At 54.5% G+C, this 12,761-nt stretch carries 8 protein-coding genes and 1 tRNA gene; 6 read left to right on the forward strand and 3 right to left on the reverse strand.

The features are described 5' to 3' along the window. Positions 1-178: 178 nt before the first annotated feature. Complete coding sequence (locus tag R3C20_14555) at positions 179-1,237, forward strand: mannose-1-phosphate guanylyltransferase (GenBank protein MEZ6041725.1); 1,059 nt, start codon at positions 179-181, stop codon at positions 1,235-1,237. A 166-nt stretch (positions 1,238-1,403) separates the two neighbouring features. Here the strand turns inward: R3C20_14555 and R3C20_14560 are convergent, their stop codons facing one another. Together R3C20_14560 and R3C20_14565 are read right to left on the reverse strand one after the other, a co-directional pair. Beyond that, the gene (locus R3C20_14560) at positions 1,404-2,543 is read right to left on the reverse strand and encodes a PLP-dependent aspartate aminotransferase family protein (GenBank protein ID MEZ6041726.1); all 1,140 of its coding nucleotides are present in this window, start codon (positions 2,541-2,543) and stop codon (positions 1,404-1,406) included. Between the two features lie 371 nt (positions 2,544-2,914). Beyond that, positions 2,915-3,334, reverse strand: a complete 420-nt coding sequence (locus R3C20_14565; GenBank protein ID MEZ6041727.1) for a CBS domain-containing protein — start codon at positions 3,332-3,334, stop codon at positions 2,915-2,917. A gap of 557 nt (positions 3,335-3,891) precedes the next feature. Here R3C20_14565 and rbsK point away from each other — a divergent pair. Together rbsK and R3C20_14575 are read left to right on the forward strand one after the other, a co-directional pair. Next, entirely contained in the window at positions 3,892-4,857 is a 966-nt protein-coding gene (rbsK, locus tag R3C20_14570; protein MEZ6041728.1) for a ribokinase, read from the forward strand. Positions 4,858-4,914: 57 nt separating this feature from the next. Further along, positions 4,915-6,327 carry a DUF1501 domain-containing protein gene (locus R3C20_14575; GenBank protein ID MEZ6041729.1) on the forward strand — a complete coding sequence of 471 codons (1,413 nt, stop codon included), beginning with the start codon at positions 4,915-4,917 and terminating at the stop codon, positions 6,325-6,327. A gap of 33 nt (positions 6,328-6,360) precedes the next feature. Here R3C20_14575 and R3C20_14580 read toward each other — a convergent pair whose 3' ends face one another. After that, positions 6,361-9,063: a PAS domain S-box protein gene (locus R3C20_14580; protein ID MEZ6041730.1), complete on the reverse strand. Its 2,703-nt coding sequence runs from the start codon at positions 9,061-9,063 to the stop codon at positions 6,361-6,363. Positions 9,064-9,293: 230 nt separating this feature from the next. On the opposite strand from R3C20_14580, the gene R3C20_14585 reads away from it, so the two are divergent. The 3 genes from R3C20_14585 to ftsH all read left to right on the forward strand — a co-directional run bounded on the left by R3C20_14585 (position 9,294) and on the right by ftsH (position 12,722). Then, a tRNA-Ile gene (locus R3C20_14585) sits at positions 9,294-9,367 on the forward strand. A 39-nt stretch (positions 9,368-9,406) separates the two neighbouring features. Further along, a complete protein-coding gene (locus R3C20_14590) occupies positions 9,407-10,450 on the forward strand; it encodes a zinc-dependent alcohol dehydrogenase family protein (protein MEZ6041731.1) in 1,044 nt (347 codons plus the stop codon). Between the two features lie 196 nt (positions 10,451-10,646). Then, entirely contained in the window at positions 10,647-12,722 is a 2,076-nt protein-coding gene (ftsH, locus tag R3C20_14595) for an ATP-dependent zinc metalloprotease FtsH (GenBank protein ID MEZ6041732.1), read from the forward strand. The last annotated feature ends 39 nt before the right edge of the window (positions 12,723-12,761 follow it).

Raw genomic sequence — 12,761 nt, forward strand, 5'->3', positions numbered from 1 at the left:
AACTTCGAAAAGCGCCCGAGTCCCGGACTCGGGCGTTTTTCATTTACCCGTCATGACTTACAGTTGCGAGAAGAATGGTCTGCCCGCTGGATGGTGAGCGGTCGGACGGCGACAAATTGCGCAAAACCCAATCACGTGGTTTATTCAGAACGGCTGATCGATGTTGCATGCAGTGGTGATGGCTGGTGGTAGCGGGACACGTTTTTGGCCACAGAGTCGACATCAGATGCCTAAGCAACTGCTGCGTCTTGCAGGGGATCGAACGATGATCCAGCAGACAGTGGATCGCAGCACCGGCTGGGCATCTCCCGAATGCACCTGGATTGTGACCAACCACCTTCAGGCAGCGAAGACGGCCGAGCAGCTTCCGGAACTGCCGATTGGCAATATTCTGGTCGAGCCTGCGGCACGGAATACAGCTCCATGCGTAGGACTGGCGGCCATTCAGATTCTGCACAACGACCCTGAGGGCATCATGTTCGTGATGCCGGCAGATCACGTGATTCAACCGGCAGAAGCCTTTGACGCTGCGGCGAGACAAGCCATTCAGATCGTCGAATCACAGCCGGATCGGCTGGTCCTGTTTGGAGTAGCACCGACATTTCCATCGACCGGATACGGTTACATCGAACGATCGTCCATGATACCAGGGTCCAGTCCTCCGGTTTTTGATGTCAAATCCTTCCGAGAAAAACCGCAGCTGGAAACTGCTGAAGACTACCTTCGGGCAGGCACCTTCTACTGGAACTGCGGAATTTTCTGCTGGAAAGCCCAGACGATTGTCGATTGCCTGGCGGAGTTCGAACCGGAAGTTCATGACCGGCTTCAGCGAATTGCCGAGTCACTCAGGAATGGAAACTCGGAGCAGGTTATTGCTGATGAGTTTCCTCAGATGAAAAGCATTTCCATCGATTACGCGGTTCTCGAACGCGCGAAAGGCGTAACCGTAATCGAGGCCCCGTTCCAGTGGGATGACGTCGGGAGCTGGCTTGCGGTTCCTCGTTTAATTGGAGTGGATGCTCACGGCAATGCGGTCGACGGACCCTTCTGCGGGATCGACACACACAACTGCATCGTTCGATCAACGGACGACCATCTGATTGCAACGCTTGGCGCAAAGAACCTGATCATTGTCCATACACCTGACGCAACGCTGGTTGCCGACGTTGAACAATCCGAACGTATCAAAGAGGTCCTGGCGAAGCTCAGCGAAGAAGGAAAGTCAGAGTTCCTTTAAGATCACATGGATTTGCTGATCGACACCTGCACGGGAGATGAGTTCGGCACTGAAAATTGTGAGTCACACCTTCCGTGTATCACAGTAGCCGCGCCCCGCAGGACCAACGGGACACTGGCCGAATGCTGACCTCAGGTTTCGTATCCGATGAAACACATGACGGCCGCTACCCGTTGAGCGCCTGGTCCAGGTCTTCGATGAGATCGTCAGCATGTTCGAGTCCCACGGAGACTCGCACAAGCTGATCGGTGATTCCAGCGGCCGCACGGGCTCTTGAAGTCATTGCGGCGTGGCTCATGGTTGTCGGGAACGAAATCAGAGATTCGATGCCACCAATACTGATCGCCATGTCAAAGAGCTTTGTCCTGACGCAAACCTGTTCGGTCAGACTGCGATCCCCATTCACTTCGAAGCTCATCATAGCTCCAAACCCTTTCTGTTGTCGTGCAGCGATTTGGTGCTGAGGATGTGATTCCAGCCCCGGGTAATGCACTCGACTGACTTTGGGATGCCCTTCCAGAAACTCTGCAATTTTCATCGCACTGGCCTGTTGTGCCTCCATTCGAACGGCCAGTGTCTTGACACCGCGAAGTACGAGCCAGGCATCAAAAGGAGAACATGCTAAGCCCATCGCGTTACAAAGCCAGGCGATCCTGCGCGCATGAGATTCTGTGCGGCTGATGACACAACCGCCGATGACGTCAGAATGGCCGTTGATGTATTTCGTCGTGGAATGAATAACGATATCAACCCCGTATTCCAGGGGACGTTGCAGGTAAGGAGAAAGAAACGTGTTGTCCGCAATTGTGACGGCGCCGTGTTGTTGTGCCAGTTCGACAATCGCAGCAAGATCAACGACTTTAAGAAGCGGATTACTTGGTGTTTCAATCCAGATGCACTTTGTGCTGGGCGTGATCGCTTCGCGAGTTTCATCCAGATTGGTCATGTCGACAAAGCTGAAGGAAAGTCCCTTGCCGGAAAGGTACTTTTCAAATAGTCGAAATGTGCCACCGTAGACATCTTTCGGGACAACAAGATGATCACCCGGGGAGAACAGCGAAATCGCGCAGTAGATCGCCGACATGCCTGACGACGTCGCCGCACATCCCACGCCTCCTTCCAGCGCCGCCAGATTCTCTTCCAAGGCCGTCCGTGTTGGGTTACTCGAACGCGTGTAGTCGTATCCGGAGTTCGTTTCCAATCCGGTCCAGTAAAATGTTGAGGATGGATATATGGGCGTTGTGACGCTGTTGTACTGCTGATCTTTATGAACGCCGCCGTGGACACTTTTCGTTTGGAAATGCATGAATGAACCCGACCCGATTGGAGGTAGCTGTGAAGAGTCGGGATTGTAACCAACGCATTTGCCGAAGGGCAGGCTCGGTAGAATGAAGACTTCTCCGCGTTCGGGAAGCCGCAGCATGCAGCGATCAAATGCCTGAGATCAGGAGCCTGAGATCAGGAGCCTGAACTCCTAACGGCGGCGGAACGTCAGCAACGGGCCGTCTGCGCGGCGCGGCCAGAGAATTCAGCCGGAGTCGACTGAGCCGAAGCGGGATCTGCGACAATTCTCCACGCAACCGAATTCTTACGAATTCGGTTACGCAGAAGGTTCATCCATTTGAATCCAATGGACCCACCATGATCCCGGCTGGCTGAAATTGAGAGCACCACCACTCAATACTGTTCCACCAGGTATCGAATCAAATCGGTGGACGTCACGAGGCCGACAAGCTGTGTCCCATCGACAACAGGCAGACTATGGAAACTACTGGTCGACAATAGCTGGGCCGCATCACGTACCGTCGATGAAGATGCAATCGAAACCGGGGATTTCTGCATGACGTCGGCAAGCTTGTAAGTGTGATCAAGGACCGTATCGAGTCCGCGTGCATCCTGGTTCCCAAACTCACCGAAACTGACTCGCAGAAAATCCGACCAACTCAGAATGCCGACCAGTTCGGTCCCGCTGACCACAGGAAGGTGATGAATCTGTTTCTCTTCAAACAGCTTGCGCGCCTTCGAAAGAGGATCACTCAAATCGAGGGTAGTCACGTCTTTGGTCATCACGTGGGAGATAGGATCATTCTTCCGCATTGTCTACTACTTTCGTACAGAGTCGCCTGAAAAGCTTCGTCACCTGAAAACGATTCACTGCAGAATTCACAGATACCGTTCACAATCCCATGGAGAAGCATAAATCGTTCCGAATACGGAGCCCGAGGATCAGACGATCAGTAACGTTCCGAGGCAGCTTGCGTGCTGCAACCATCAGGGAATCAATTGAAAGCGTTCATTGCTGGTCCGGTATGGCATTTCGTGTGCGTTTCATATGCCGCGGCGGAATACAAAGCGCCGAAGGCGTTTTCAGGAATTCGGGTTGGCTGAGTCGGTGAAGAGCCCGGATTCGCACGATTGCGCCTGTATGCACAGTGGGTTCGTGCGGAATGTTGCGCGATGTGCCGCTTTGGACCATGTGCAGCTTTGTGTCAAGCTCTGTTGAGTCTGGCCTGACGGTGACAGATGACGATTCCCGACTGCTGAAGTCGGATTGGCTGTCAATAGCCGATGGTCCCCGATACGCTTTGAGGTCCTCGTTTCGCCTTTGTGGGTCCTTTGTTTCGCCTTTGTGGGTCCTTTGTTTGTGAGTCAGGATGTTGGCCGACCATCAGAAAAATTCAGCCCGTATCGTCGTCGTTGGCTCCATCAATCTTGATCTGGTGGTTCGTTCGCAGACTTTGCCTCGTCCGGGTGAAACACTGATGGGACGTTCCTTTGAAGAAATTCCCGGAGGAAAAGGCGCGAACCAGGCTGTTGCAGCCTCACGCCTCGGTGCACAGGTTTCCATGATTGGCGCTTTGGGAGAAGATGCCTTTGCAGATCGATTACGAAGCGGACTGAAGAAGAGCGGCGTAGACGTTCGGTTTGTCACCACAAAGCGAGATTGTTACAGCGGCGTCGCGGTGATTGGTGTGGACGACAGTGGTCAAAACTGCATTACGGTTGTTCCGGGGGCAAACGGTCTTGTAACTCCCGAACAAATTCAGCAATCGGTTGAATTGATCGCTGAAGCTGATGTTCTTCTCCTGCAACTGGAGGTGCCTGTACCCGCGGTCGCTGCTGCTTCAGAGCTCGCTCGGCAACATGGGGTAACAGTGATCTTCGATCCTGCCCCGGCGCAACAATCGCTTCCTGAAGCGATTTTCCTGGCGGATGTCATTTGCCCGAACGAATCCGAGGCGGAGATACTTACCGGTATCACGATCAAATCCACTGAAGATGCCGCACTGGCAGCCAGCCGCCTATGCGGAATGGGCGCAAGGTATGCGGTGGTGACGATGGGACATCAGGGAGTAGTTTGGTGCGAGCGTGTTGTCAGTGAGGCACAGCGGAATCAGTGGCACCATGTCCCTGCGTTTCCGGTTCAGGCAGTTGATACGACCGCTGCCGGTGACGCATTTGCCGGTGCGCTGGGAATTCGGCTTGCCGAAGGGGCAACATTCGCGGATGCTGTTCGTTTCGCGTGTGCGGCTGGAGGACTGGCGGCATCACGCGCGGGGGCTCAACCAGCAATGCCGTCGCGGTGGGAAGTCGATCAGCTGGTTCAACCATCGGAGTAAGTCTGCTTCGGGGAATGGTCGCTGAGAATTCGATAGAGGATCGAGGGCATGATTCGAATGTCAGATGAAAACTTCAGCCGGCGCCGGGTCCTGCAGCAATCGGCACTCGGACTTGGATCGCTGGGGCTGGCAAGTCTGCTTGCCAACGAAGGAAGATTGATAGCTGCCCCGGAAGCAGTCGGGGGACTCCAGCATTCGCGGTCGCCTCACTTTGCAGGCAAGGCCAAGAGAGTCATCCATTTTTTTCTGAATGGCGGGCCGTCACATGTCGATACGTTTGATCCCAAACCACAACTGGCTCGCTTCGTCAGTCGGACAGTTTCGGACAATCTACTGACAGAACGAAAGACGGGTGCCGCCCTGCCATCACCATTTCGTTTTCGAAAGTATGGCCAATCCGGAATTGAAGTGAGTGAGATTTTTTCAAAAACGGCGGCTCATATCGATGACATAGCGGTGATTCGTTCGATGTATGCCCAGGTGCCAAACCATGAACCGTCCCTGATGCTGATGAATTGTGGCGACTCTGTTCAGCCTCGTCCCAGCATGGGTTCCTGGGTGATGTATGGTCTGGGTACAGAGAATCAGAATCTGCCGGGGTTTATTGCAATGTGCCCCGGCGGTCTGCCAATCAAAGATTCTGAAAACTGGCAGTCGGCGTTTCTGCCGGGAGCGTTTCAGGGCACTTACATCGATTCGCAACATCGTGAACTGAGTCGTTTGATTGAGAACATCGAGCATCCGCAGATTGCGACGCCAGCGCAGCGTCGTCAGCTGAACCTGCTTGCCGGCATAAATGCTCGTCACCGAAAGGGAAGGCTCGACGAGCGCCTGGAGGCACGAATTCAGTCGTTTGAGCTGGCGTTTCGAATGCAGCGAGATGCGGCCGAAGCCTTCGATATCACTCGTGAACCTCCCCATATTCAGCAGATGTACGGCGACGGAGTCCATGGTCGACAAACGCTGATTGCGAGACGGTTGCTGGAAAGAGGCGTCCGATATGTGCAGCTTTGGCACGGCGCCGGACAACCGTGGGACAATCATGCTGGTATCGAAGGAGCCCATCGAAATCTCGCGGCACAAATTGACGGTCCGATTGCAGCATTGCTGACGGATCTGAAACAGCGAGGCATGTTCGATGACACTCTCATCCTTTGGGGAGGAGAGTTTGGCCGAACACCAACAGTTGAACTGTCGGGCGACGGCAAGCCACAGGATGGTCGAGACCACAATCACTGGGGCTTCAGTGTCTGGCTGGCAGGGGGCGGTATTAAAGGCGGTACGGTTTACGGGACGACGGACGAACTGGGGTTCCGGGCAGCAGAGAACCCCGTCAGCATTCATGACCTGCACGCGACCATGCTGCATTGCCTTGGTTTCGACCACCGACAACTAACGTTTCGTTATGCGGGTCGAGACTTCCGACTGACGGACGTTCATGGCAATGTGATCGACGCTGTTCTGAGCTAATTCTTCCGAACGATCGGATGCCGGTACCGCTGGTCATAAATCCGTATCATCACGGTTATCCAGAATCGCTCGCACGATGCGGCAGAAGGACTCAGGCGTAAATGGCTTTTGAATGAAGGCAGCCTCAGTGGCATCGATTCCGTAAAGACTGACCGCGTCCTCCGTATAACCACTCATCAAGAGGATCCGAATTCCCGGTGCCCTGGCTCGAATGGCCTGGGTGATTGCATCGGCACCAATATCGGGCAGGACAACATCCGTAGCAACCAGACTTAAGACCGTTGCATTATTGTGAATGGCATCGAGTGCTTCCTGACCGTTTCTGGCAGCGAGTACGTTGTATCCACAGGTGCGAAGTGAAATGACGGCAAGGTCACGGACTGAATCGTCGTCTTCCACAATCAGAATCGTCTCGTTTGGTCGTGCCCGAAATGATTCCGGAAGGCTGTGAGCAACTGTACTTTGCGGGGCAAGCGGCAAATGAACTGTCACAGTCGTTCCTTCGGTGGAAGAGCTTTCGATGCTGATGTCTCCGCCCGCTTCCTCAACGATTCCATGAACGACCGACAACCCAAGACCAATTCCATGCCCCGCTTCTTTGGTTGTAAAGAATGGGTCAAAGACGCGGTCTCTTATGCCTGCCGGAATGCCGGATCCCGAATCGCAAATCTGTAATCGCGCAAACAATCTGGTGTCCTGAGTGTTATCGACGGAGCCGACATCAGGCGGCATTGTCCGAAGAAGAATTCGCCCGCCTTTGGGCATGGCATCCTGTGAATTCAGACACAGATTGATCACGACCTGTTCGAACTGCAGGGGGTCGATACGAATTCGGAGTGGTTCCGGATAGAGGTCCGTGGTAATCCGAACATTCTCACCAAGCATTCGTTCCAGAACGGGAAGCGTGCTTACCAGACACCAGTTAATGTCTGTTTCGATAGGTTCAAAATTCTGACGTCGGCTGAAGGTGAGCAGTTGACGAGTCAATTGAGTGGCTCGATTGCCGGCTTTGCTGATTTCGGCGATCAGCTTCGCTGACGGATCCGATGGTGGCAATGATGTCAGCAGCAGCTCACTGTACCCCATAATGACCGTCAGCAGATTATTGAAATCATGCGCAATGCCTCCTGCGAGTCGACCAACCGCTTCCAGCTTTTGTGCATGCCGCAACTCTGCTTCGATTCGTCGTCGTTCAGTCAGGTCATGGATGCTGATCAGCGTGACCTGCTCACCCTGAAAAACCAGTCCACTCGCAGTAATTTCGACCGGCTTGGTCGTGCCATCCAGGCAACGCAGCACAATATCATTGCTGACGCGATTATTCTGTAAATTCAGTACCCATCGATTGCGATCCTGTTGCACGTCGAAGTCCGGAAGCGGTGCTCGACTTCGAATGAGGGAATCCAGCGGCAGCCCTACAACATGGGAAGGCTTCTCTGCTCTGATCAGAATTTGTGCGGCGCTGTTGCAGAAACGGACACTGCCATTCGAATGAATAATGACAGCATCCGGGACGGCATTCAGTAGCGCGCGATGTCTTTCGTCGCTCACTCGAAGGGCATCTTCGATCAGGCGTTGTTCTGAGACATCCTGACATGTGCCGGAAACTGCGACGACCTTCTTGTCGTGTCCATGGATGATTCGGCCACGAGCTCGCAGCCATCGCGTATCCCCATTCCTGCGGGTGATTCGATAAATGTGATCGAAAGGCGTTCCCGCCCGCATGGATTCCGAAAGACGACTTGCTACCAGTTGCCGATCTTCCGGGTGAATAAGATTTAAGTAGGACGCGAAGTCCTTCGGGACTTCATCCTCATTCAGACCGAAAATCCGGACCAAACTTTCAGACCACGAAACGCGATCGGTGCAGGCATCCCAGTGGAAGCTTCCCATGTTGCCAATCTCCTGGGCTTCGATCAGTCGGGATTCAGACTGTCTGACTGCTTGTTCCGCGTGAATACGGTCGGTAACATCGACGGCAAGTCCGATGACGCCGACGATGCTCTCGTTTTCATACGATGGCAGGCGGTTGATCTGTAACCACCGCAATCCCGACGCGGTTTCAACGGCTTCGACCGAACCGTTGACCTGAATACCATGCCGCATTACGGTGATTTCCGCGGCACTGGGATTCTGGCTTCGAGTCAGTCCCAGTTCCTGATCCGTGTGTCCGATGATCTGGTCGGCTGTGAGTCCGAGCAACCTGGTCATTTCGCGGTTGACACGACGATAGCGATGGTCTGCATCCTTCACAAATATCGATGCCGGGACCGTGTCCAGAATCGTCTGCAGTTTGCGACGTTGTGTCAAAGCTTCTGTCTGCCAGCACGGCTGCTGGCTTTCCGGACTGTCACTGACGGGGACGCTGTCCCAGATCCAGAGGCGTGAATGGGAACTCTGTTGTGCTGAGGGTGCCGCATCCTGTGAGACGATTTCGTAACAGCGACCAGTAATCACTGGAGACGTCGCATCGCTGTTCCGAATCCTCGCTTTGCGAGTACCAAGACACTGCAAATGAAACGCGTTTATCGTCGTGATGGCAAGTGGCGTCGTCTGTTGAGAATTCGATCCGTCGAATTCAGATACCCATTCGACCTGCAGACTCAGCTTTTCAGGCAGGTTCGCTGAATTCGGCCTGGCAAGGAGCAACCACGCCTCATTGCAGGCCACGACATTGGATTCAGAATCGGTAATGCAGGCCGGTATCGGGAATACGTTGATGATTTTTGAGAGCATCCTGAAGTTCCGAACGGCCTCACCAGCGATCGTTAAGGAGCGTAAGAGAATTCATCTGCAATCAGATGACGCCGATTTCAATTCCCTGAGCAGTCTAACCACGCGATTAGTTCCCGGGGAAGTCGAGAGCGAACCGATCCGCCTTTGACGTGTCGGGTTCAGGGATTTCTGTCGGGGGTTTGTTCATCGGCTTGCAACAGGTGAAAGAGTTCGAGATATTCCGGCACCAGGGGGCCGTAGCTCAATCGGTTAGAGCAGCGGACTCATAATCCGTTGGTTCTCGGTTCAAGTCCGAGCGGCCCCACTTCAGCTCTTGCTTGCCAGAATATGACTGTACCATCCCATGTCCGCTTCCGCCAAAATGCGAGCTGTCAGATTTCACTCGCATGGTGAGCCCTCATCGGTTCTTCAGCTCGAAGAGGTTCCGAAGCCGGTTCCGGCTCATGGTCAGGTCCTGGTGCGAATGTTGACGGCTCCGGTCAATCCGTCAGATCTGATGTATATTCGCGGCCAGTACACCGTGCAGGCCCGGTGCCCGGCGATACCCGGTTTTGAAGGCGTCGGTGTTGTCGAACAATCCGGCGGAGGACTGAGGGGCAGAATCTTCACGGGAAAACGAGTCGCCGTGCTCAGCAAAGAGGCTGGAAGCTGGGGCGAATACGCCGTCGCTCCTGCAGACCAGGTGATCCCGCTCGACAGTCGACTGACCAACGCTCAGGCTGCCACGTTCTTCGTCAATCCGGCGACAGCATGGGTCATGACGCAGGAAGTGCTGAGAATTCCGCCAAATGAATGGCTGTTGCTCAGCGCAGCGTCCTCTGCACTGGGTTCAATGATTATCCGCCTTGGTGTGGCTTTGGGCTTCAGGACTCTTTGTATCGTCCGGCGCGAATCGCAGGTCGCGGCTCTCAGGAAAATCGGCGCTACAGAAGTCGTGGTGTTCGATGGTCGCGAAGAAAATGAAGCCGATTTTCAGGCAGGAATCGCGGACATCATGAAGGGGCGGGGCGTTTCTTTCGCCATTGACCCCGTCGGTGGGTTGACCGGATCGGCTATTGTTCGAAGTCTCGGGCCGAATGGGCATCTGCTGGTCTATGGTACCCTGAGCGGTCAGCCACTGAATTTTTCTCCACGAGCGCTGATGAATACCGGCAGCCGCGTGGAAGGGTTCTGGCTCGGCAACTTCATGGCCTCGAAGGGCTTGTTCTTCAAGCTTGGGCTGGTGCGTCGACTGGCTCGACTGGTCCGAGAGGGCACGCTGGATTCACCGATTCAGCAAGTTGTTCCCCTGTGCGATGTCAGAGATGCGGTCATGCTGGCGGAACGAAGCGGCGAAGAATCCGCCAGGGGCAAGATTCTGATCCAAATCGCGGAAAACGCCGGTTGAGAAGCCAATTGCGAACTTCGGCAGAGTTGGCTACCTTCCGCAGCTGGTCAGGATTATGCGCGAGGATTGTGTATCTTCCGGGGGGCCCATCGACGGAAGCCGCCAGGCTTTCCCGAATGGCGACTCGGGATCAGGGGTGGATACTCTTGTCCGGCTGTCTCAAGGGCAGCTGTTTTTTATTTGATGGTTATCTGAGATGCCGGGCATCTCACTATTCGCAGGTGCATCAGCCAAAATGACAAACCCAAACGGCGAGTCACCGTCGTCACCGGAAAAAAAGTCGCCAGAAGGCTCACCACCCTCGTCACAGCGCCCGGAAGAGTCCCCGCAACGTCCCCTGGGACCAATGGTCCTGGTGATCATTGCGTTGTTTCTGCTGACCGCGTATTACATGGTCAGCTCCGGGATGAACAAAGGCGTTGAAGTTCCGTACGGCTACTTTGTGAAACAAGTCGAAGCCGGAAACGTCGTCCTGGTCCGCCAGTATGGAGAAGTGCTGGCTGGCGAATGGAAACAAATTCCCGCGGAATTGCCCGAGGGCTTCAAGGGCCAGTTGACCACAGAGTTTCACACCACCCTGCCAATGCGCCCGGCAGAAGATACAGAACTGCTTCCGTTACTCAAGAAGCACAATGTCCGGATCAGTGCGGAACGAATGAACTGGACCGTTGGTCAGCAAATCATGGTCTGGCTCGCGATCTCAGGGGTTTTCCTGCTGGTCTTGTTTTTCATGATGCGGCGTACATCCGATCCGTTCGGTGGCGGCGGAATGATGGGTGGCTTCATTCGAAGCCCGGTGAAGCGGTTCGAAAAGTCCGATAAATCGGCCAGCTTTGATGATGTGGCCGGTCTGAAGACCGCGAAGCAGGATTTGCAGGAAGTTGTGGAATTTCTTCGCAACCCCAAACGTTTTACTCGGCTGGGGGCAAAGATTCCAAAGGGTGTCCTGCTGCTGGGACCTCCGGGGACAGGCAAGACATTATTGGCGCGGGCAACCGCCGGCGAAGCGGGGGTGCCTTTCTTTTCAATCAATGGATCCGAATTTATCCAGATGTTCGTTGGCGTTGGGGCCACGCGGGTTCGAGACTTGTTCAAGACCGCTCGAGAGAATGCGCCCTGCATTGTCTTCATCGACGAAATTGATGCCGTCGGTCGCGTTCGCGGTGCCGGCGTCGGTGGTGGACATGACGAACGTGAACAAACGCTGAATCAGATCCTCAGCGAAATGGACGGGTTCCAGCAGTCAGACACCGTCATTGTTCTGGCGGCAACCAACCGAAACGATGTTCTCGACCCTGCGTTACTGCGTCCCGGCCGTTTCGATCGGCACGTAACCGTTGATCGCCCCGCACGCGACGGGCGTCTGGGGATCCTGAAAGTCCATACGCGGAAAGTGCCCTTGTCCAGCGATGTGGATTTGGAGGCGATGGCGAAGGCAACCATTGGCTATAGTGGAGCGGAACTGGAAAAGCTCGTCAACGAAGCGGCCATCAAAGCAGCCAGAGAAGAAAAACGCACCGTTGAAATGGAAGATTTTCTGTTCGCTCATGACCTGATCGTCATGGGAGCGCCACGGGACGAAGTGATGGATGACGAGCAGAAACGACTGACTGCGTTTCACGAAGCCGGACATGCCATTCTGGGCTGGTTTCAGGATGGCGTGGATCCTGTGCACAAGGTTTCCATTATTCCTCGCGGTCGGGCACTGGGCGTTACTCTGTTTGCACCGGAGAAAGAGTTCCACAACGTGGGCGAGAAAGCTCTGCGTGCCCGTCTGATCATGATGATGGGAGGGCGTGCAGCAGAAAAACTCATCGTTGATGAATACTCTGTGGGTGCGCAAAACGACATTGAAAGAGCAACTCAGTTGGCGCGGAAGATGGTTGCCAGCTGGGGTATGTCTGACGAGATTGGACCTGTTTCATTCAAACAGTCTGAAGAACACCCGTTCCTCGGCAAAGAAATGCATTCATACCGAGAATTCAGCGAGGAAACAGCACGCCTGATCGACATCGAAGTTCAACGCATCATGCACGAAGCCAACGCAACAGCCATGCAAATGCTGACCGAACGACGTGATCAGCTGGATGCTTTGGCAGAAGCGCTCCTGGAGCGGGAAAACCTGGAGGTGGATGAGATCACGGCCATTCTGGGCCCTGCGCCGTTTACTCAAAAGACAAAGGACTCCGAGGCAGAAGACGCACCTGATGCGACCAGTGCTCCGGATGCAAATACCGATTCCGATCCTGCTCCGGATGAAGCCGGAACATAGTCTGATGTCTGCTGAATTATGACTGTTGGATTATGACTG

The sequence above is a fragment of the Planctomycetaceae bacterium genome (genome assembly GCA_041398825.1).
GTDB lineage: Bacteria > Planctomycetota > Planctomycetia > Planctomycetales > Planctomycetaceae > F1-80-MAGs062.